This window comes from Lactobacillus xujianguonis (assembly GCF_004009905.1).
GTDB classification, from domain to species: domain Bacteria; phylum Bacillota; class Bacilli; order Lactobacillales; family Lactobacillaceae; genus Lactobacillus; species Lactobacillus xujianguonis.
Map to the genome: position 1 here is coordinate 47,565 of NZ_ML136871.1, position 21,799 is coordinate 69,363.

Consider the following 21,799-nt stretch of genomic DNA (forward strand, 5'->3'; position numbering starts at 1 on the left):
CAATGAAAAAACATTTTCTATTGTTAGGTAAAGCTGGACTCATTTATTTTTCTTGGTTGTTTATCTTGCTCTTTATAGGGCTCATCTTAGCCTATGAAGGAACAGCAAAAATAAATTGGTCTGCAATTATCATCATTGTAATTTTTCTAGGGCTACTAATTTATACTTGGTTTGCATCTTACTGCACTACGCAAGTTCTCAAATTGCCTTATCGTGGAAAGCTTAAGCTCAAACAAAAGGCAAAGATCATCTGGCAATGGAAATTTTGCCAAATTAATCAGTTAAAAGTTGATGATTTCCATACTTTTTATTACTTAACACGGCTAACAAAAAAGCAAGTACAGTAATGTACTTGCTTTTTTCTAATCTTCAACAGGCTTAGAAGTAATCCCTTTGATGAGTTCATCATTTTCATCAAAGTAAGAATCAAGATCACGACACCAAATCATAGCGATGGTGTGTTGCCCAACGTGAACGCCAACTACGGGTCCAATAATACTTTGATAGAACTTAACTTGTGGGAACTGCTTCCGATAATCTTCCTGCCATTCTTTTTGTCGTTCTTCATCTAACGCATCAAAAATTGTGGCTTGAATTGGATAAGACATATCTGCTGTCAAACGAGCAAAATCTTTTTGGATATGCTTATAAGCGCGCCGATATTGCCGTTCCTTAGCAATAGCAGAAATTTTGCCTTGATCTTGCACATCCATTGACAAAATTGGCTTAATTTTAAGTAGGCCACCGACAAAACTAGCTGCATTTGATAAGCGCCCGGTCCGTTTCAAATGATTTAAGTTATCAACCATAAATCTGACATCGGTTGTATTACGTAAATCCTCAAGATCATGCATGATTAAATCAAGATCTGCACCTTTAGCTACGAGTCTTGCTGCTAAAATTGCAGCATCAGCTTCTCCCGCACAAGTAATCTTGCAATCAAATGGATGAATCTTAATTCTTTTTTCTTCTTGAGCTACACTAGTAACCGTACTATAAAAACTAGATAATCCACTAGATATTGTAACGATAATTAAATCAGTGTAACCAGCTGCAACGTATTTATCGACATACTTTTGAACTTCACCAATTGAGGGTTGCGAAGTGGTTGGTAATTCTTTAGCACTAGCTAGTTTTTCATAAAATTCTTCATATCCGATATCTATTAGATCGCGATAAGTTTTATCACCCCAAATAATTGGAATCGGAATTACATCAATGTGATATTTTTCTTGTTGCTCTTTAGTTAAATATGCAGAACTGTCCGTTAAAACGGCTATTTTCATATCTTTACCTCCGTTTATTCCTTATATTATATTTTATGTTAAAGCAACTGGAATAGTAAATCTTTGTTATAATTAATTAGGAAATTTTTACAAAAGAGGGACCTAAATTCTAAAATATTAACATTCAATTCAACCATTTTGGCCTATTACCAGATTATTAGAGAGCTGAGGTAAATAAAAATGAAAACAGATATTCAAATTGCACAAGAAACTAAAGAATTACCAATTAATGAAATTGCAGCTAAGGTTGATTTAAATGCTGATGATTTAGAACCATACGGTTACGATAAAGCGAAGATTAATTGGCAAGCCATTAAACGAATTAATCAAAATAAGCACTTAGGTAAATTGATCTTAGTGACGTCAATTTCTCCAACACCAGCCGGCGAAGGAAAGTCAACTATTACCATTGGGTTAGGGGACGCAATTAATAATCAACTGCACTACAAGACGATGATTGCCTTACGCGAACCTTCAATGGGACCAGTTTTTGGTCTTAAAGGCGGAGCAACTGGAGGCGGAATGGCTCAAATTATCCCAATGGAAGATATTAACTTACACTTCACGGGTGATATGCATGCCTTAGCTTCCGCAATTGATACTTTAGCTGCTTTGGTTGATAACTATCTTTATCAAGATAATAGCTTAAACTTAGATCCTAATCGGATTCTTCTTAAGCGGGGATTAGATGTTAATGATCGTGCTTTAAGAAAAATCACTGTTGGTCAAGGCTCTAAGTTTAACGGTATTGAACACCCAGCTAGTTTTACCATTACCGTTGCTAACGAATTAATGGCTATCTTATGCCTAGCAACAGATATTAATGATTTAAAGAATCGAATTGGGAATATGCTTGTTGGCTATACTAAGGATGACCAACCAGTTTTGGTAAAACAATTAGGCTTTCAAGGTGCAATTGCCGCATTGTTAGCTAATGCGTTAAAACCTAATTTAGTTCAAACTCTTGAACATACCCCGGCATTAGTTCATGGTGGTCCATTTGCTAATATCGCCCATGGAGCAAATTCAATTATGGCAACTAATTTAGCCTTGCACTTAAGTGACTATACCTTAACAGAAGCTGGTTTTGGTAGTGATTTAGGTGGACAAAAGTTTATGGACTTTGTTGCTACTAAATTAGCTAAAAAGCCAGATGCCAGTGTAGTAGTTGCTACAGTTAGAGCACTTAAGTATCAAGCAGAAGGCAACACAGGCCATCTTGATCAAGAAAACCTACCTGCCTTACGTAAAGGCTTTGCTAACCTTAAGCAACATATGAACAATATGCGCAATTATAATGTTCCCGTAATTGTTCTAATTAATCGCTTCGCTACTGATACTGAAAACGAATTAGCTTTGCTTAAAGAATTAGTTGAAAAAGAGGGCATCCCTGCTCGAGTTGTTAACTATCACGATGTCGGCTCAAAAGGCGGTATCGAAGCAGCACAAGCCGTAGTTGATTTAGCTAATTCAAATCAAGCTGCATTAAAGCCTAGTTACAATGAAGATGATGATGTCAAAACCAAAATTGAAAAAGTCGCTAAGAAGATCTATCACGCTGCCAACGTAGAATATTCCGCAAAAGCAGAACAACAAATTGCTGAATTACAAAAACTAGGTAAAGACAAGTTACCTGTTATTATTGCTAAAACGCAATATTCATTTACTGATGATAAGAAAGTCTTAGGCGCACCTGAAGGCTTCACACTTCATGTTAAAGGCATCACCCTTAAAAATGGAGCAGGATTTATCGTGGTAACAACTGGACATGTTTTAGATATGCCAGGTTTGCCAAAACATCCGGCAGCATTAGATATTGACGTTGATAATAACGGTAAAATTAGTGGTTTATTTTAGAAAATTATGCAAGCATTATATTTAATTATTTCCTTAATCGTTGTGATAGCTGATCAAGGTTTAAAATACTTTATCCTCAGCAATTACCAAGTAGGAGAAGTTCATCAAGTTATTCCAGGGATTTTATCCTTCAATTATTTGCAAAATAATGGCGCTGCTTGGAACATCCTTTCTGGACAAATGTGGTTCTTTTATGCAATTAGCGTTGTTGCTATAGGTGTTTGTCTATACTTTTTATTTAATAAAAAGTATAGTGAGCCATTGTTTGATGTCGGCATTGCCTTAGTATTAGGCGGAATTAGTGGTAATTTCATTGATCGAATTCATTTGAAGTATGTAGTTGATATGTTTCAATTGGATTTTATTAATTTCAATATTTTTAATATTGCTGACGCAGCAATTACAGTTGGAATAATTATTATTTTTATTTACTTACTATTTTTTGAAGAAAAAGAAAAGCACAATAATGACCAATAAATATGTTTTAACTGTCAAAGACTCATCAATACGTCTTGATAAATATTTGGCTAGTGAATTGTCAGACCTATCTCGTACTCGAATTAAAGAGCTAGTTAAAGAGAATAATGTTCTCGTAAATGACAAATCGGAAAAGGTTTCTTATAAAGTTCAAGTGGGGGACGAAATTAAGGTAACTGTTCCAGCTTTAGAACCCTTGGCCGTTGAGCCAGAAGATATTCCTTTAGACATTATCTATGAAGATGATGATGTCATTGTGGTTAATAAGCCGCAAGGGATGGTAGTTCATCCGGCTGCGGGACATCCCAACCATACTTTAGTCAATGCGCTACTTTATCATACGCGTGATCTGGCTCAAAGTCCGGAAGGTTTTCGTCCTGGAATTGTTCACCGGATTGATAAAGATACTTCTGGTTTATTGATGATTGCTAAAAATGCACCAGCTCGTGAATCTTTAGAGGATCAATTAGCTCACAAGACTAACAAGCGTCTATATTTAGCAATAGTTCATGGTAACTTTTCAGAAGAAGCCGGAACAATCGACGCTCCCATCGGACGTAATCCTTTTGATCGCAAAAAGATGGCAGTGGTAGAGAAGGGCAAATCAGCTGTAACTCATTTTAAAGTATTGGAACAATTTAAAGATTACAGCTTAATTCAATGTCAATTAGAAACTGGCCGCACTCATCAAATTAGGGTTCATATGGCTTATATTGGGCACCCTGTAGCAGGAGATCCGTTATATGGTCCGCGTAAAACGCTGAAAGGTAACGGACAATTTTTGCATGCTGCCGTGCTTGGGTTTAAACATCCTAAAACAGGAGAGTGGCTTGAATTCAAAGTTGATCCACCGAAGATTTTTGAAGAAAGACTAGCTGAATTAAGAAAAAGCAAGTGATTTTATGAAACGTTATTTGATTCTAGAAGATGGAAGCTCATTTCCAGGAGAGGGCTTAGGAGCCACAATTATCTCTACTGGTGAGTTAGCAATTCAAACGGCGAATTTTGGTTATCAAGAAGCGTTAACTGATCCTACCAACGCCGGCAAAATTCTCTTTTTTACTACACCGATGATTGGTAACACCGGTATTAACGCTATCGATTATGAAAGCGTCAATCCAACAGTTAAAGGAATTATTGCTAATGACGTAGCTACGAATATTTCTCAAAGCAGTGACTTTCAAGATTTAGATTCTTTTTTAAAAGAAAAAAATATTCCTGCGATTTTTAATGTTGATACGCGTGCACTCGTTCATCGCTTAATGAATGAAGGAACTGTCAAGGCTTCAATCATGGATACCAATGATGAACATGCTTTTGATCAAATCAAAGCTTTGGTTTTACCTAAGAACAAATCAGCAACTGTTTCTACCAAGAATGCCTATGCTGCTCCTAATGTTGGTAAAACCGTAGCGGTAATTGATTTAGGATTGAAACATTCAATGTTAAGAGAATTATCGCTTCACCAAGTTAATGTCACGGTATTACCATATGATGCCACTCCAGTCGATATTGAAAACTTGCGACCAGATGGAATCGTAATTTCGAATGGTCCTGGTAAACCTGAAGAAGTAATGCACTCACTTAAGCCAATTTTAGATACTTATTATGGTAAGTATCCTATCTTAGGAATTGGTTTAGGCTTCTTAGTTCTCGGTGACTACCTAAAACTAGAATTAGTCGATTTACCTCAAGAATTTAACGGAATAAATTATCCCGTAATTGAACAAAATTCTAATCAAATTTGGCAAACAGCGATGGATATCGATCAGTTAGTACTACCAGAGAGTGTTCAAATTAACATGAATCAAGAATATTTTGATCTACATACTGAATTATTGGCAGGCTATACACTTGAAAAAAAGAAGTTAATCGCGACTGCCTTTAATCCGGAAGGGGCACCGGGAAGTTTAGATGCTGTTAAAATCTTTAATCAATTTTTGGATATGATGGAGTAACGAAATGCCTTTAGAAAACGATTTAGACAAGATTTTAATTATCGGTTCAGGTCCAACTTTAATTGGTAGCGTTGCCGAAATGGATTTATTAACTACAGATGCGATTAGTGCTTTAGTTGAAGAAGGGATTCAAGTTGTTTTAGTTAATCCTAATCCAGCAATGATTTCAACTGATCGTCGTTCAGGAGTAACTGTGTATCTAGAACCAATGACGTTAGATTTCTTAAAAAGAATCCTGCGTATGGAAGAACCAGATGCAATTATGACTGCCTATGGTTCAACTACCGGCTTAAAAGTTGCTCATAAACTGATTCAAGATGGTATCTTACAACAAATGGGCATTAAGTTACTTACTTTGAATCCCCGAACTCTAGCAATGGGCAACCAGCAAAAACGAATTGATTTCTTTACCAAATTAAAGATCGATGTCAATAAATCTTGGCAATTAGCTAAAAATGCGCAAATTGATTTAAAGGCAAGTCTAGCGCATTTACAAGAAGACGTTAGTTTTCCAATCTTAGTTACCAAGTATCATCGGTATGTCCACAATGACCATCAAGTCATGCGCAACATTGAAGCTTTAACCACTTACTTCCAACAAGAAAGTAAGAATGATTCCTTTTCATGGAAAAATTATCGCTTAACTGAAGATTTATCAGCATGGGAAGAAGTAGTGGTTAACCTAATTCGCGATCGGGACGGTAATATTGTCTTTCTAAATTTTGCAGATTCAATTGAGCCGGTAGGGATCAATTCTGGTGATTCTGCCATTGTGATGCCTGCTTTCACTTTAAATAATGATCAAATTCAGGAACTGCGAGCAATTGGTAAAAAAATAGCAGATAGCTTAAATGTTCTTGGAATTCTGAATCTACACTTTGCTGTTAAACATCACGGCACCCATCTGCGGATCAAAGTTTTATCAATTAAGCCACGACTAACTAGAAGTGCTGTTTGGATTCAAAAAATTGGTTTATACAGTATTGGTTACATTGTGGCCAAAATTGCGATTGGCTATACCTTAAACGAAATTACTGACCCTGAATCAGGCCTAAAAGCTGCAGTTGAGCCGACTTTAGATACAGTTTCAATTAAAATGCCTTATTGGTCTTTAGCCGAATCAGGTTACAATCATTATCAATTAGGTAATCGCATGCAAGCCAGTGGCGAAGCAATGGGAGTGGGCCGGAATTTTGAATCTGCCTTTTTAAAAGGCCTTCAATCGACCTCTGATATTGATTTTGCCTGGAAAGTTTTTAATAAAGAATTGGCTAAAGATGTTGATGAAATTTTAAACGATTTAACTCACCCTGATGAAATGCATCTCATTAAACTTTTAGCTGCTATAGCTAAGGGCATTAGTTATCCAGAATTATTTGCGGCTATTTCATTGCATCCCATTTACTATCAAAAATTGCAAAACATCATTCAAATTGGTCAGCAAGTTATTGATAGTGAAGAACTTACAGCAGAATGTCTACTTAATGCCAAAAAGTATGGCTTTTCAAATGAACTGATTGCTAAATTACGAGAAATTAGTTTAAACGAAGTCACACAAAAATTAGCTGAAAATCAGCTTCAGCCCTCATACTTGCAACTGGATGGTAGTGCGGGTGTTTATAAGCCAAACGTTCAAACATTTTACAGTGCTTATGGTGTCCAAAATGAAGTCACACCATTGCAGGCCAACAAGAAAGTTTTAATCATTGGTATGTTGCCTTTGCAAGTTTCTGTAACCAGCGAATTTGATTACATGATTGCTCATGCAGCAGAAACTTTACATAATGAAGGTTATGCCACTATTCTTTTATCAAACAACGATGAATCAGTTGCCGCAAACTATAAAATGATTGACCGTGTCTATTTTGACGCAATTACAGTAGAAAATATTGTCGCAGTTGCTAAAAAAGAACATGTCAAAGATATTCTATTGCAATTTTCTGGTAAAAAAGTTAGTGCGCTCAGTGAGAAATTGATTGAAAACGGCTTGCATATTTTAGGTCGTGAAGATGTCGACCTTAGAGAGCGAATTAATGTACTATTAGCTACTTCCACAGATGAAATAAAACGTGTTCCTTCATTGATTACGACAAAGCGAGAAAAAGTTAAGCAATTTGTTGACAAATTTGGCTTTCCAATTTTGATTGGCGGTTTTAGCAAAGATGTTAAACAAAAATCAGCGGTTGTTTATGATATTCCAGCGATCAAGAAATATCTTGAAGAAAATCAATTAGAACAAATCAATATTTCGCGCTTTATTGAAGGAAATAAATATGAAGTCACCGCGATTTCTGATGGTCAACACGTTACTATTCCAGGAATTATTGAACACTTAGAACAAACAGGTTCACATGCTTCAGACTCCATTGCTGTCTTTAAGCCGCAAAATCTGAATCCAGAAAAACAAAAAGAACTTGCTCAAGAGTCCATCAAGCTTATTAAGCAATTAAATATTCGTGGTATTTATAACCTTCACTTTTTGAAAGTAAGAGACACGCTATATTTATTGCAAATCAAGCCATATGCTGGTCATAATGTCGCTTTTCTCTCAAAATCAGTTGGCAAAGATATTACTGCTTGCGCTACTGAAGTTATTGCCGGACGAAATTTAGCTGATCTAGGTTATAAAGAAGAACTTTGGCCAAGCAACAATTTCATTCACGTTAAAATGCCAGTCTTTTCTTACATTAATTATTCAAGTGACAACACTTTCGACTCTAAGATGAAGTCTTCTGGCTCCGTAATGGGGAGAGATACACAATTGGCTAAAGCTTTATATAAAGGATACGAAGCTAGTGATCTTCATATTCCGAGTTACGGGACCATCTTTATTTCTGTTCGTGATGAAGATAAAGCTCGAGTTACTCAATTAGCACGTCGCTTTGATCGCTTAGGCTTTAAGCTAGTGGCTACTGAAGGAACAGCTAATATGTTTGCGGAATCAGGGATAACTACTGGAGTAGTAGATAAAGTACATGATAATCCCAAGAATTTATTAGATAAAATTCGACAACACAAAATTGTCATGGTTGTAAACGTCATCAACTTATCTGATGCAGCTAGTTCAGATGCTATTCGCATTCGGGATCAAGCGCTCTACACACATATTCCAGTGTTCTCAAGCATTGAGACAGCTGAGTTAATTTTAGATGTCCTAGAGTCATTAGCTTTAACAACTCAACCAATTTAATTAAAAAGCATGAATCATGTTGGATGATTCATGCTTTTTCTTATTCAACTTTCTTTTGCATAACTTCTTTTTCTTCAGGAGTAACTTCAATAGAATTTTGACCTGTATAAATGACAAACCCAGGTTTAGCACCGTTAGGTTTCTTTACTCGCTTATCCTGAACATAGTCTACTGGAACATGCGCTGAAAGCTTTCCTTTTGAGAAAAATGCGGCAATTTCAGCTGCTTCTTTGATATCTTGTTCAGAAGGGTGGTCATCACGTAAAACTACGTGTGAACCAGGCATATTCTTAACATGGAACCAATAATCTGTCTTATTAGCTTTTTTCAAAGTTAACCAGTCATTTTGATAATTATTTTTACCTACTAAAACTTCTTTGCCCGAAGAGAGTTTAAACTTATTTAAATTCTTTTCGGTAATTTTTTTGCGTCGAACATTCTTTTTAGGCTTTTTAATATAGCCTTGATTTTCTAGTTCATCATTAATTTGATCAATATCTTGCGGATCCGCATTGTCTATTGCCGTTTGAATTGAATCAAAGTAAGCTAAATTTTCTTCAGCAATCTTAATTTGTTCATTAACGTGTTTGATTGAGTCACGTAATTTTTTGTACTTAGTAAAATACTTCTGGGCATTGCGGGCAGGCGAAAGAGCTGGATCCAACTTAACTTTGAGTAAATTATTATTGTCGTAATAATTTGGAACTTCAACTTCAGTCATTCCTGGTTTTACTAGATACAAATTAGCATTTAAAATTTCCCCACGAATACGGTATCCCTCGGAATTTTCAGCCAAATCAAGTTGCTTTTTGAGTTTAACAATCTTTTTAGATAATTTCTTTTGCTCGTTTTTGACTACTTTTTCGACTCGTGCGGCTTTTTGCTTAACCCAGTCACGATTGGCCTGATACTCATAAAATTCGTCTAAGCCTTTGTTTAAATCCGAATTAGAGTCTTCTTTAATCATATTTAGATGATAGGGAAGGTAAGGGAAAATCTTATGCTTATTCTTATTAGTTAATAATTCAAAAGCTTTGGGATTTTCGAACTGATCAAAAAAAGTCTTAAAAGAATCAAATGAATATTCATCTTCTAAATATCCAAGTAATTCCATTCGATCATCGCGATCAAGACCTGAAATTTTATTTACTAACGTTGCCGGATCAGAATTTTCTTTCTTTAACTGCTCAAATTCATTTTTAGACAAAGTTAGACCATTGATTCCTGGCTTTAGCGGTGGTAACTCATACTTTGCTTTAGGAAGTAAAATACGAGCTCGATTCTCATCAGGATTAATCCGTTTTAACAAATCGATAATGTGATTAGTATGTTGATCATAAAGAATAACATTACTATGCCGACCCATTAATTCCACTGACAGTACTAATTCAACTTCATCACCAAGTTCGTTGCGATTACTGAAATGAAAGTTAATTATTCGATCTACTCCAACTTGCTCAATAGATTGTAAAACGGATCCTTCTAAATATTTTCTAAGCACCATCACAAAGGTAGGTGCTTTATCTGGATTAGCAATAGTTTGCTCAGTTAAATACACTCTTGGATATTGTGCATTTACGGAAATTAAAAGCTGATAATTTTTACGATTCTTTCTAAAAACTAAAACCAAATCTTGACTGAATGGTTGATAGATTTTAGATAAACGGCCCTCAACAAGAGTAGGGGCTAAGTCAACTAATAAGCTATGGATAAATAAGCCATCAAAAGCCATCAAATCACCTCAAAAATATACTTATATTATTATACCAATTAATTTACGGAGATTGAAGTGCTTTGAATGCAATGATACCGACATGTATTAGCTATATCTTATCTATAAGTATTAACTAAATATACTGTTTCACACTAAAATTAAAGGCGACATTGTTTCACGAAAAGCCGTCGCACGTATTATCAAAATAAGCTTAAAGTGCTATAATACATTTGTATTTTTACTTTGGAGAAAAGGTGATAGCATATGGATGTATTACTATTCAGCGCCGTGGCTGACAATATTAAAAAAGAAATAAATCACAAATGCGGTTTAAATCTTTCACAAACTCGATTATTACTATATTTTGCTGAGAATGATAATAGTCCGCTTACAATGGGACGCCTGGCAGAGGGACTGAATATTTCATTATCTACTTTGAGTCGCCAATTACAACAAGCAAGAACCAAAAGTTACATTGAAATTGTTAGATCTGAAAAAGATTCTAGTAAAAATGTTAAATTGAATGAGGCTGGAATCAATAAAGTCAAAGAACTGCAGGGCTTTTTAATTCAAATAGAATCTAATTTGTTCTCTTCCTTAACTAAGCACGAATTATCTTCATTTACTAAGGAATTAGAAAAAGTAGTTGAATATTCTAATGCAATGGAACTCGCTTAATCGTTACAATTCGAACTAGGCGAGTTTTTATGCTATAATTGCCTAGACAAATTCAAAAATAAAGGGGTTATATAATGAAGATTGCATTAGTAACTGATAGTACTAGTGTCTTAACAGCTCAAGAAGTTAAAGAAAACAATGTAATCGTGATGCCGATTCCAGTTATTATTGGGAATAAAGAATATTTAGAAGGTGTCAATATTACTTCTGAGCAATTATTCGAGACTCAAAGAAATGGTGCTGAATTCCCTAAAACTTCTCAACCAAGTATGGGAAAGATGATTGAGCTTTACAATAAATTACATGAAGACGGATATGAAGCAATTATTGATATTACTTTATCCAGTGGTATCTCTGGTTATTACCAAACTCTACAGAATATTGCAAAAAACAATCCACAATATCATTTATATCCATATGATTCAAAGATGACAGTTCGTTTGCAAGGTTATTTAGTTTTAGCAGCCGCAAGAATGATCAAAAACGGCTTAGCACCAGAGCAAATTATCAATCATCTTGACAAAATCAGTAAAACTATTAATGAATTTTTTGTAGTTGATGACTTAAAAAACTTAAGTCGCGGTGGTCGTCTAAGTAATGCAAGTGCTTTTATTGGTACTATGCTTCATATAAAACCCTTATTAACCTTTGAAGATGGTAAAATTATCGCATTTGATAAGATTCGCTCTATGAAACGCGCGGTTACTAAGATCGAGAATCTAACCTTACAAAAAACAGCTGGATTAGATTATAAAGATAAATTAAGATTATTTGTTTTTCATTCAAATGATTCAGTTCAAGCGCAGCAAATCAAGGAATTCTTAACTACTAATTTTCCAAATATGCCAATAGATGTAGCTGAATTCAGTCCTGTAATTGCGACACACTTAGGTGAAAAATCAATTGCGATTGCGTGGATGATTGATATTGATAAGATTGATTTAACTAAATAGGAAATAAAAGGTGAGTCTTAAATGATTTGCCTTTTATTTTTTGCTGTTTTAGCTATAACAAATTTATTATAGAGTTTGAACTGCTGCTTTGCAATATAACTAAATAGTTATTAGCAATGAGTAGCATTTCTACAATAGGTGATTAATACTTCAAATATGCAATAACAAAAGTGTTATATAGCTTTTCCAAGAAGACTTTAGCGATCCAGCTATGCATCCTGATATTTTATTTGCTAAATTAGGCATTGTTTTGGTATGATAAATTCTTATTTAGTCACTTAAAGAAAATCAAACTGTTGATTCTCAAATATTCAAATTTGCTCAAATTATTTCTAGTAAGTTTTATATTTTGAAATTCAACAAATCAAATATTCGAATTATTATTGTAAGTTTAAAAAATAGTTGTATAGTCTGATTTTAATATGTTTCTCATTAAAAGAGGCACTTTAATCAAACCTGTGTTCTAAATACTTTAGTAAGTAATTTTAGCTTATTGCTGATTGTTTGTATCATTTAAATAATCAATACTTGCTTTTTAAGTTAAAATATTAATCTTTTAGAGCTAAATATTTTTCAAATTGATTCTCTTACGTGTATATTCGTTTAAATCTTTTTTTAATAGCCTGAATGATTATCAATATCAATGTGCGGCAGAAAGTATTCAATTAAAATTATCAACTATCAATCATTTATAAATTTAAAGGCGCTAGAATCGTCGTCTCAGCATCAGCAAAACGTTTTTAACTAACTAGACGTCTAAAAGTTTTTAATTGCTGACAGTTTCTTAAAATGACTTCAACAACAAATTGATTACAAGTCATAGATCTTACTACGCATACTTTAAGCTTCTTTGCTGAAATCGGTTATTACTTTACATAATATATATTATACGAAGATATAGCGAACACCAAATTCCTATTTCCTACTTCACTTTCGCTGCATAAGATTTGCTATTTTTAAACACTTTTATAAAATCTAAGAATATCTATGAGTTTTAAGTCTAAAAGTTTAACAATGATAGTTTATAGTACTATAATATCTAGGTAAATAATCTATATGAAGACGAATTCTCTGATATTTCTCATATAAATTAGTATATCGCTATATAATTTCTTATACATATTTATATACTAGTAGTCAATTTCATTAAAATAATCTATTCAGTTTTGCTTCGTTTTTATATAGTCTATATTTATAATATTATAACTTTTTTGTGAAAGGGATTTATCGCTTCATGAATATTAATCTAGGAGAAGAAATTTCACGTCGTCGTCGTGAACAAAAATTAACCCAGGAGGATTTAGCGGAATTAAGTGATCTTTCAGTAAATTTCATTTCTAGACTGGAAAGAACAAAAGATCAAAATATCAGTATTCAAAAGCTAGATGCTATTGCTCGCGCACTTAATACTACTACTCCTGAGCTAATTAATAGTGCATATCGTTTTAAGAAGGTAAAATCAGATGGTCCAAAGGACAATACACCTATCTTTATTCAAAAAGTAGTAAACGAATTACGAAAACTACCTAAAGGTCAGGCAGAACGTGTCTGCAAATCTTTGATTGTCATTCTTAAAGAAATTGATTAAAAAATAAGATGTAACTCTTCAAAAGTTACATCTTATTTTTTAATTGCTGATTTCAATCTTCTCGATGATTACATCTTCAAGCGGTTTATCTAATTTATCTTTTTTAACTTTGGCAATTTCATCAACAACATCCATACCTTCAATTACTTGACCAAAAACAGTATGCCGGCCATCAAGCCATGGGGTTCCTCCCTGCTTGTACGCCTTGATTATTTCTTTAGGATAGCCAGCTGGCTCCATTTGTTTAATGTATCTTTTAGGCATATTTTTGTTTTGGACAATAAAGAATTGACTGCGGTTTGTATTAGGACCCGCATTGGCCATTGATAAAGCACCACGTAAATTAAATAATTGACGTGAGAACTCATCCTCAAATGGATGACCCCAGATACTTTCGCCACCTGTGCCATCACCTTTAGGATCCCCGCCTTGAATCATAAAGTCACTAATTACTCGATGAAAAGTCGTCTTATCATAATAATGCTTTTCGGCTAATCTTACAAAGTTTTCGACTGTCATTGGTGCAAGCTTTTCAAACAATTGAATCTTAATATCACCATGATTAGTTTTTAAAACAGCTTTAGGACCTTCAGCCTTTTCCAATTCTAATTGTGGATATACTACTTTTTCTATCATACTTTCTCCTATAAATAAAAAATGACTAGGATGATACTTCCTAGTCATCTCTTCTTCTGAAAAATAGTTTAATTAATTTTCAAAAGCTTCTGTCAAAGGTGGAACTACTTGCTTCTTTCTTGAAACAACGCCTGGTAACTTAACTTCTGAATCAGTCAACTTCTTACCAAATGCTTTTTCAAAGGTTGCTTTGTTATCATCGCTACCAACAACCAAAGCTTCAGAATCTGAATCCAAAATATTGGTAATCAAAAGCATAAACATGTCATAGCCATCATCCTTAGAAGAATTTTCCATTGCCTTTAAGAAAGCATCCTTACGTTCTAAGGCTTCTGGTAAATCAACAACGTTGATTTGAGCAACACGAACATTGTTGCCATTCAAGCTAAAGCTCTTAGCATCTAAATCAATCAATTCTTCTTCTGACTTAGAAGCAATATTAGTACCCGCCTTAAGCATTGCAAGACCATATTCTTGATAATCAACGCCAGCGATTTTAGCTAAAGCTTCAACAGCCTTCTTATCCTTATCAGTAGTAGTTGGTGACTTCAACAATAAGGTATCTGAAATAATTGCAGAAAGCATTAAACCAGCTAATTTTTCTGGAATTTCAACGTTTAATTCGTTAAACATTTCCCACATTACAGTTGAAGTACAGCCAACTGGTTCTGCACGATAGTAAAGTGGATCTGCAGTATTAAAGTTCATAATTCTGTGGTGGTCCACAACGTGAGTAACTTTAACTTGATCAATGTCTGAAACACTTTGTTGAGGTTCATTATGATCAACCAACATAACAGCCTTTACTTCATTTGCTGCTGTCTTAATAACTCTTGGAGCTTCAAAACCGAACTTCTTTAAAGCATATGCAGTTTCATCATTAGGTTCACCCAAAGCTACAGCTTCAGTATTATAACCTAACTTATTTTGCAAATATGAATATGCAATAGCTGTTCCGATGGCATCAGTATCAGGATTTTGGTGACCAAAAATTAATTCTTTTTCCATTAAAATTCCTCACTTTTTTATTTAATATAATGTACTTTATATCACGTTTTTTGTACATCTTCGATTATAGGATATTTTCTATCGGTAGACAACTTTTTAAGTTCTCTATCACACTAAAAAAAGGCCGATCAATGATCGGCCTAAAAAGTTATCTATCTTGTAATCTACTTGAATAGTCTTTTTGTTTCAAAAAATCTGCCCAAGCTGTCAGCAAGTTTTCGATTCTTGGAATTTCCATCTTACCTTTTCTGTAAACTAAGGAAATTTCAAAGCTCTTGCTGTTTTTAAGGAATACCGGTGTTAATGAGATCTTTTGCTTATGGGCTTCATAATAAGATTTAGTAACAAAGGTATCTAAATCTGAGTTTTCTGCAACTTTAACCAGATCACTCGTTGAAGAAAATCTCATTGGAATGATTGGTTTATTCTTCTTTCCATAGACATCGTCCATTAATTTAGAAAGGTAGAAGGTCTTAGGATATGCTACCCACTTTCTCTTGGTAAAGCGTGAAACTGGATAGGTTTCATTTGCATCTACTGTATCTTTATGGGTTAAGACAACCATTTGGTCTTCATATACTTCAGAGTGATCATATTGCTGTTGCAAATTGATGTTGTTACGCTTAGTAGTATCAGGTAAGTACATAATAGCGATATCAATCAAGTTATTATCCAATTGTTGCCACAATTCACGCCGATTAAAACTATTTACATCAATCGTAACATCAGGGAATTCTTTATTAAATTCAATCAAGAACTTACGGAAAATATTTAAATCAAGATTTTCAAGGATCCCAATTGAAATACTTCCTTTATCGGCCTGTGTAAATTCTTGAATATCATTAACTACAGAATTAATTGTCCCTAATAATTCAACTGCAGCAGTTTCCATTTCTTTACCTGCTTCAGTCAAATAGAGCTTCTTGCCCATTTGCCCAAATAATGGGACTCCAATTGCGTGTTCCAACTTCTTGATTTGCTGGGTTAAAGCTGGTTGCGTAATTCCCAAAATTTGCGCAGCTTGAGTATAGTTCATCGTATCAATCAACTGCAAAAAGTATCTTAATGATTTTGCTGAAAGTATTGTATCTGTTTTTGGCATAGCGATTAGCTTCTTTCTAAAAAATTATTCAACAATAAGCCATATCCCATCACACTCTCATTGTCTACCCAAAAATAGAGAGTGCAAAACATACGCATTAACACTCTCTAAGGGTAACCATAAATTAATTAGAATAATTCAGAAACATTTTCGTTTTCATCACTAATTGGTTGTCCTAATTCAATAATAGTAGGCGTTCCATCAACCGTAGGATCAATTACAAATGATCCATTTGAATACCGGTCAGTTAATGGGAATTCGTTGGTTCTAATTGTCATATGACGATCACTAGTGGTAGTCAAAAGCAATTCATGATTTTGACCATATGAAACTAAGCTGGCAATTCGATGTGGCTTAGTTTTCAATTCACGCAGAACTAATACTCCGCGCTTAGCACGTGAGACTTTATTAACAATTTCTAACTTAAATTGTTTAAAGGCACCACGTTGGGTAATCAATCCCACTTTAATTAAATCTAAGTATTGAGGATCAGCAAGTACATATCCGACGACGAAATCATCATCCTTCAAATTAACAGATTTAACCCCAACAGCCTTAGCTCCTGATTCTGGCACTTCGGCAACATCATAGCGAATTGCATAAGCACGTTTGGTGAACAAAACAATCTCATCATTTGTGTTTTCGTTAATCAAGTCTACTCGCAAAAGTCGACTCTCATCAGTCTTCATCTTCATCGCCGTCATTGCCCGTGAACGGTATGTTCTTGTTGGTTGTAAATTGGCTAATTGTAATTGTTTAATATAGCCATCATTAGTTGCCATCAAAAAGTTAAGCTTTTGATCTAATTTATCAAATTCGAAGACTCGGATAATTTGTTCATCACTTGCTAAACCAATTTCCTGTGACAAGTGCTGCCCTGTCTCTTTCCATTTAGTTTCAACTAATTCATGCACTGGTCTAAAAATGACATTTCCACGATTAGTAAAGAGATATAAATTAGTTAAGGTTGAAACAGTCTTTTCGTAAACTACCTTGTCTCCATCTGGTAAGCCATTATCATCGTCATCAGTTGATTGGAATGATCTTAAAGAAGAGCGCTTCAAATATCCGTCACGACTAATCAGAACTCTAACTTGCTCATCAGCAACCAAGGCCTTCTCATCAATTTCAACTTTCGCACTTTCATGAGAAATTTGGGTCCGTCTTTCACTACCAAATTCTTTCTTCACTGCGCGAAGTTCCTTTATGATTTCTTTTTCTAATGTCTTTCGATCCGATAGCAATTGATGATAAACTTCAACTTTCTTATTCAAATCTGTTTGCTCAGCAACTAAGGCATCAACGTCCGTATTAGTTAAACGATACAATTGCAAAGAAACAATGGCTTCGGCTTGCTTTTCAGTAAAATCAAACTTCTTCACCAAATTATTCTTGGCATCGGCTTTATTCTTAGAAGCACGAATAGTCTTAATAACTTGGTCAAGGATATCCATGGCATGGATCAATCCTTGAATAATCTCTAATCGGGCTTCTGCCTTACTTAAGTCATACTTGGTCCGTTTAATAATGACATCTTCATCATGCTCTAAATAAGCCTCTAAAATACGTTTTAAGCCAACTTGAACAGGAGTCATGTGATCAATGGCAACCATATTAAAGTTGTAAGAAACTTGCAAATCAGTATTCTTAAATAAGTAATTTAAGATATTTTGGGCATCCGCATTTTTCTTCAACTCAACTACAATTGACAAACCGTGTCGGTCGGTTTCGTCACGTACTTCAGCAATCCCATCAATTTCCTTATTAAGTCGAATTTCATCAATTTTTTTAACTAATAAGGCTTTATTAACGTCAAATGGGATTTCAGTAGCGACAATTTCTTGACGATGACCTCTAATTTCTTGAATTGAAGTTTTAGCTCGAACCTGAATACGACCACGACCAGTCTCATAGGCTTCTTTGATGCCCTTAGTTCCCATGACAATGGCACCAGTTGGAAAATCAGGTCCTTTCACAAACTGCATTAATTCTTCCAAACTAGCATCAGGGTGTTTCAATAAATAAATTGTAGCATCAATAACTTCACTTAGATTATGTGGTGGAATTTCAGTCGCATAACCGGCAGAAATTCCAGTTGAACCATTAACTAGTAAATTCGGATATTGAGCAGGTAAAACAGTTGGTTCATATTCGGTATCATCGAAGTTCAAAACCATATTGACTGTATTTTTATCAATATCCTGCAATAAGCGGTTTGAAATTTTGCTTAATCTTGATTCCGTATAACGCATGGCGGCTGGACCGTCGCCATCCATTGAACCATTATTTCCGTGCATTTCAACGAGTGGTTCACGCATCTTCCAATCTTGCGATAAGTGAACTAACGCACCATAGATAGAACTATCACCGTGTGGGTGGAAATTACCCATGATATTACCAACTGCTTTAGCAGCTTTCTTAAATGGCTTGTCATAAGTATTTCCATCTTGATACATTGCGTAAAGGATTCGTCTTTGTACCGGCTTTAATCCATCACGAATATCAGGTAAGGCTCTTTCTTGAATAATATATTTTGAATAACGTCCAAAACGTTCCCCCATCACTTGTTCAAGGGGCATTTCACGAATTCGTTCATTTGTAGCCATTAACTAAAAAACCTCTTTAATCGTTATCTGCGTCTAGTAGGGAGCCTTCTTCGCCCATTCTAAACTTAACGTTTTCTTCAATCCACTTTCTTCTAGCAGCCACTTTATCACCCATTAAGGTTGTTACTCGTCTTTCAGCTAACGCAGCATCATCAATCCGAACCCGAATTAGCATTCTAGATTCAGGATTCATTGTCGTTTGCCATAACTGCTCTGCATTCATTTCACCGAGTCCTTTGAACCGTTGCAATGAATAACCACGGCCCATTTTCTTTTCGGCCGCTGCTAACTCTTCATCAGTCCATTCGTATTCAACTTGAGCTTTTTTGCCACGACCTTTTTGCAGACGATATAGTGGAGGAAGAGCAATATAAACTTTGCCTTGTTCAATCATCGGTCTCATATACCGGTAGAAGAAAGTTAATAACAAAATCTGAATGTGTGCCCCATCATCATCGGCGTCAGTCATGATAATAACTTTGTCATAGTTAGAATCATCGACTTTGAATTCCGTTCCTACGCCAGCACCAATCGTATAAATCATGGTGTTGATTTCTTCATTTTTGAAAATATCTTTCAACTTGGCTTTTTGCGTATTCAAAACTTTACCACGCAATGGCAAAATTGCTTGGAATTTACGGTCACGACCTTGCTTTGCGGAACCACCGGCAGAATCACCTTCGACTAGGAAAAGCTCATTTTTCTTAGGATTTCTAGATTGAGCAGGTGTAAGCTTGCCAGAAAGGACTTCCTTTTTTCGCCGTTTCTTACCATTACGGCTTTCATCTCTAGCCTTTTTAGCAGCTTCACGCGCATCCCTAGCCCGTTGTGCCTTCTTAACCAATTCTTGGGCTAACTCACCATTTTCCATCAAATAGTAAGACATTTTTTCATAAACTAAGGCGTCAACTGCTGAACGTGCTTGTGGCGTACCGAGCTTTCCTTTTGTCTGTCCTTCAAATTCAAGTAATTCTTCTGGAATTTTAACAGATAAAACAGCACTCAGACCTTCACGATAGTCTGAACCATCGATGTTCTTATCCTTTTTACTCAAAAGCCCTTGCTTTTTGGCATAGTCATTAAAGGCTCTTGTAAAACCACTACGAGCACCAGCTTCGTGGGTACCACCGTCAGCCGTCCGGACATTATTAACAAAGGAAACGAGATTTTCAGAATAACCATCGCTATATTGACCACTAAATTCAATTTCCATTCCGTCTTGCTTACCATCAAAGTAAAAGACATCACTAATTGTCCCTTTGCCTTCATTTAAGTAAGAAACAAAAGATTTAATCCCATCATCATACTTAAAAGTATCATGATGTTCAGGATCACGTTCATCAGTTAAATTGAATTCTACCCCTTTTAATAAAAAGGCTGATTCACGAATCCGTTCTTGGATGGTTTCATACTTATACTTCACGGTTGAAAAGATAGTTGCATCTGGTTTAAAGGTAATGGTTGTTCCAGTTTTATCATTGGTCTTACCAACACACTTTAATGTACCAATGGGATGACCACCATTTTCAAATTCTTCTTCATAGGCGTTACCACCACGGACAACTCTAACCTTCATATAACTTGAAAGAGCATTAACTACGGAAGAGCCAACCCCGTGCAGTCCACCAGATGTTTTATAGTTTTGTTCAGTAAACTTACCACCGGCGTGTAAAACCGTCAGAATAACTTCAATCGTAGGCTTACCAGACTTATGCATCCCAGTAGGCATCCCTCGACCGAAATCCTGAACAGTAACACTATTATCTTTATGGATGGTTACGTTAATTTTCTTACCATAGCCAGCCATTGCCTCGTCAACAGAATTATCAACGATTTCATAGACAAGTTGATTCAGACCATGAATATCAGTTGAGCCAATATACATTCCCGGCCGTTTTCTAACAGCTTCTAGGCCATGTAAAATTTGAATTGAAGAATCATCATATGTATTAGCTTTAGCCACTAAAATTCCTCCACCTATTTTTATTTTGCCAACCCCATATATTTACAAGTTAAATTTTGCTAAAATAGCCATAGTTTTAAATGGAGTGGTTAATTATGTTTGCACTAAAATTTGCATCGTTATTTATTTTAGCATATTTGATTGGATCCTTCCCAACAGGAGTGATCGTAGGAAAAACCTTCTTTCATAAAGACATCCGGCAGTACGGATCAGGTAATATTGGAACTACTAATACCTTCCGGGTTTTAGGACCCAAAGCAGGAATCATTGTCTTTCTGATTGATTTCTTCAAAGGAACATTAGCAACGGTTCTACCTGAACTCTTTAACTTTGGTCCGCATTACTACTGCTTGTATTTCGGTCTAGCTGCCATTCTCGGACATGCTTTTTCCGTCTTTCTTAAATTCAAAGGTGGAAAAGCCGTCGCAACTTCAGCTGGTTTTCTTCTGGGATATAATGTTCACTTCTTCTTGATCTGTGCACTTATCTTCATCCCATTATTACTAATTACAAGCATGGTTTCCTTAGCGAGTCTTATTTCAATTGTTTTGATCTTTATTGCTTCTCTCTTTTTCCACGATCTTGCCTTAAGCATTATCAGTGGAATCCTAGTGATTCTCATTTACTGGAGTCACCGTAGCAATATCGTGCGCCTAGAACATCATCAAGAAAACATGGTTCCCTTCGGTCTCTACTATTGGTATAAGAAATATCATAATAAAGAATAAACTAAAATAAATAATAGCCAACAAGGATTAAGCTTGTTGGTTTTTATTTACTTCT

17 protein-coding genes are annotated in these 21,799 nt (G+C 35.1%); 10 read left to right on the forward strand and 7 right to left on the reverse strand.

Annotated elements, in window-relative coordinates; translation table 11 throughout:
- Positions 1–2 precede the first annotated feature (2 nt).
- Positions 3–347, forward strand: a complete 345-nt coding sequence (locus tag EJK17_RS00230) for an acyltransferase (RefSeq protein WP_103661189.1) — start codon at positions 3–5, stop codon at positions 345–347.
- 15 nt (positions 348–362) lie between these two features.
- Here EJK17_RS00230 and EJK17_RS00235 read toward each other — a convergent pair whose 3' ends face one another.
- Positions 363–1,286 (reverse strand): DegV family protein, encoded by a 924-nt coding sequence (locus tag EJK17_RS00235; protein WP_103661188.1) that lies wholly within the window; start codon positions 1,284–1,286, stop codon positions 363–365.
- Positions 1,287–1,466: 180 nt separating this feature from the next.
- On the opposite strand from EJK17_RS00235, the gene EJK17_RS00240 reads away from it, so the two are divergent.
- The 5 genes from EJK17_RS00240 to EJK17_RS00260 are packed head-to-tail and all read left to right on the forward strand — an operon-like array spanning position 1,467 to position 8,768.
- Complete coding sequence (locus EJK17_RS00240) at positions 1,467–3,143, forward strand: formate--tetrahydrofolate ligase (RefSeq protein ID WP_127796092.1); 1,677 nt, start codon at positions 1,467–1,469, stop codon at positions 3,141–3,143.
- Between the two features lie 6 nt (positions 3,144–3,149).
- The gene (gene lspA / locus EJK17_RS00245; RefSeq protein ID WP_103661186.1) at positions 3,150–3,620 is read left to right on the forward strand and encodes a signal peptidase II; all 471 of its coding nucleotides are present in this window, start codon (positions 3,150–3,152) and stop codon (positions 3,618–3,620) included.
- Positions 3,610–4,518, forward strand: coding sequence for an RluA family pseudouridine synthase (locus EJK17_RS00250; RefSeq protein ID WP_103661185.1), 909 nt, complete (start codon positions 3,610–3,612; stop codon positions 4,516–4,518). Before lspA ends, EJK17_RS00250 begins: the two co-directional genes overlap by 11 nt.
- A gap of 4 nt (positions 4,519–4,522) precedes the next feature.
- Positions 4,523–5,578 carry a carbamoyl phosphate synthase small subunit gene (locus tag EJK17_RS00255; protein WP_103661184.1) on the forward strand — a complete coding sequence of 352 codons (1,056 nt, stop codon included), beginning with the start codon at positions 4,523–4,525 and terminating at the stop codon, positions 5,576–5,578.
- A gap of 4 nt (positions 5,579–5,582) precedes the next feature.
- Entirely contained in the window at positions 5,583–8,768 is a 3,186-nt protein-coding gene (locus tag EJK17_RS00260; RefSeq protein WP_103661183.1) for a carbamoyl-phosphate synthase large subunit, read from the forward strand.
- Positions 8,769–8,808: 40 nt separating this feature from the next.
- On the opposite strand, the gene EJK17_RS00265 is transcribed toward EJK17_RS00260, so the two are convergent.
- A complete protein-coding gene (locus EJK17_RS00265) occupies positions 8,809–10,500 on the reverse strand; it encodes an Rqc2 family fibronectin-binding protein (RefSeq protein ID WP_103661182.1) in 1,692 nt (563 codons plus the stop codon).
- 246 nt (positions 10,501–10,746) lie between these two features.
- On the opposite strand from EJK17_RS00265, the gene EJK17_RS00270 reads away from it, so the two are divergent.
- The 3 genes from EJK17_RS00270 (at position 10,747) to EJK17_RS00280 (ending at position 13,701) form a co-directional block, all read left to right on the forward strand.
- Positions 10,747–11,160 carry a MarR family winged helix-turn-helix transcriptional regulator gene (locus tag EJK17_RS00270; protein ID WP_103661181.1) on the forward strand — a complete coding sequence of 138 codons (414 nt, stop codon included), beginning with the start codon at positions 10,747–10,749 and terminating at the stop codon, positions 11,158–11,160.
- 74 nt (positions 11,161–11,234) lie between these two features.
- Positions 11,235–12,113, forward strand: a complete 879-nt coding sequence (locus tag EJK17_RS00275; protein WP_103661180.1) for a DegV family protein — start codon at positions 11,235–11,237, stop codon at positions 12,111–12,113.
- 1,234 nt (positions 12,114–13,347) lie between these two features.
- On the forward strand, positions 13,348–13,701 hold the full coding sequence (locus EJK17_RS00280) for a helix-turn-helix domain-containing protein (protein ID WP_103661179.1): 354 nt from the start codon (positions 13,348–13,350) through the stop codon (positions 13,699–13,701).
- Positions 13,702–13,740: 39 nt separating this feature from the next.
- Here the strand turns inward: EJK17_RS00280 and EJK17_RS00285 are convergent, their stop codons facing one another.
- The 5 genes from EJK17_RS00285 to parE form a co-directional block, all read right to left on the reverse strand.
- Positions 13,741–14,337, reverse strand: coding sequence for a peptidylprolyl isomerase (locus tag EJK17_RS00285; RefSeq protein ID WP_103661178.1), 597 nt, complete (start codon positions 14,335–14,337; stop codon positions 13,741–13,743).
- Positions 14,338–14,409: 72 nt separating this feature from the next.
- On the reverse strand, positions 14,410–15,345 hold the full coding sequence (locus EJK17_RS00290; RefSeq protein WP_103661177.1) for a manganese-dependent inorganic pyrophosphatase: 936 nt from the start codon (positions 15,343–15,345) through the stop codon (positions 14,410–14,412).
- 148 nt (positions 15,346–15,493) lie between these two features.
- Positions 15,494–16,447: a LysR family transcriptional regulator gene (locus EJK17_RS00295; protein ID WP_103661176.1), complete on the reverse strand. Its 954-nt coding sequence runs from the start codon at positions 16,445–16,447 to the stop codon at positions 15,494–15,496.
- A 128-nt stretch (positions 16,448–16,575) separates the two neighbouring features.
- The gene (parC, locus tag EJK17_RS00300) at positions 16,576–19,053 is read right to left on the reverse strand and encodes a DNA topoisomerase IV subunit A (RefSeq protein ID WP_103661175.1); all 2,478 of its coding nucleotides are present in this window, start codon (positions 19,051–19,053) and stop codon (positions 16,576–16,578) included.
- 16 nt (positions 19,054–19,069) lie between these two features.
- On the reverse strand, positions 19,070–21,016 hold the full coding sequence (gene parE, locus EJK17_RS00305) for a DNA topoisomerase IV subunit B (protein WP_103661174.1): 1,947 nt from the start codon (positions 21,014–21,016) through the stop codon (positions 19,070–19,072).
- Between the two features lie 95 nt (positions 21,017–21,111).
- On the opposite strand from parE, the gene plsY reads away from it, so the two are divergent.
- Positions 21,112–21,744, forward strand: a complete 633-nt coding sequence (plsY, locus tag EJK17_RS00310; protein ID WP_103661173.1) for a glycerol-3-phosphate 1-O-acyltransferase PlsY — start codon at positions 21,112–21,114, stop codon at positions 21,742–21,744.
- Positions 21,745–21,799 lie beyond the last annotated feature (55 nt).

Coding starts and splice junctions, on each gene's coding strand:
- lspA (WP_103661186.1), top strand. CDS start 3,150: ATGCAAGCATTATATTTAATTATTTCCTTAATCGTTGTGATAGCTGAT.
- EJK17_RS00275 (WP_103661180.1), top strand. CDS start 11,235: ATGAAGATTGCATTAGTAACTGATAGTACTAGTGTCTTAACAGCTCAA.
- EJK17_RS00250 (WP_103661185.1), top strand. CDS start 3,610: ATGACCAATAAATATGTTTTAACTGTCAAAGACTCATCAATACGTCTT.
- EJK17_RS00255 (WP_103661184.1), top strand. CDS start 4,523: ATGAAACGTTATTTGATTCTAGAAGATGGAAGCTCATTTCCAGGAGAG.
- plsY (WP_103661173.1), top strand. CDS start 21,112: ATGTTTGCACTAAAATTTGCATCGTTATTTATTTTAGCATATTTGATT.
- EJK17_RS00290 (WP_103661177.1), bottom strand. CDS start 15,345: ATGGAAAAAGAATTAATTTTTGGTCACCAAAATCCTGATACTGATGCC.
- EJK17_RS00280 (WP_103661179.1), top strand. CDS start 13,348: ATGAATATTAATCTAGGAGAAGAAATTTCACGTCGTCGTCGTGAACAA.
- parC (WP_103661175.1), bottom strand. CDS start 19,053: ATGGCTACAAATGAACGAATTCGTGAAATGCCCCTTGAACAAGTGATG.
- EJK17_RS00260 (WP_103661183.1), top strand. CDS start 5,583: ATGCCTTTAGAAAACGATTTAGACAAGATTTTAATTATCGGTTCAGGT.
- EJK17_RS00265 (WP_103661182.1), bottom strand. CDS start 10,500: ATGGCTTTTGATGGCTTATTTATCCATAGCTTATTAGTTGACTTAGCC.
- EJK17_RS00235 (WP_103661188.1), bottom strand. CDS start 1,286: ATGAAAATAGCCGTTTTAACGGACAGTTCTGCATATTTAACTAAAGAG.
- EJK17_RS00240 (WP_127796092.1), top strand. CDS start 1,467: ATGAAAACAGATATTCAAATTGCACAAGAAACTAAAGAATTACCAATT.
- EJK17_RS00285 (WP_103661178.1), bottom strand. CDS start 14,337: ATGATAGAAAAAGTAGTATATCCACAATTAGAATTGGAAAAGGCTGAA.
- EJK17_RS00230 (WP_103661189.1), top strand. CDS start 3: ATGAAAAAACATTTTCTATTGTTAGGTAAAGCTGGACTCATTTATTTT.
- EJK17_RS00270 (WP_103661181.1), top strand. CDS start 10,747: ATGGATGTATTACTATTCAGCGCCGTGGCTGACAATATTAAAAAAGAA.
- EJK17_RS00295 (WP_103661176.1), bottom strand. CDS start 16,447: ATGCCAAAAACAGATACAATACTTTCAGCAAAATCATTAAGATACTTT.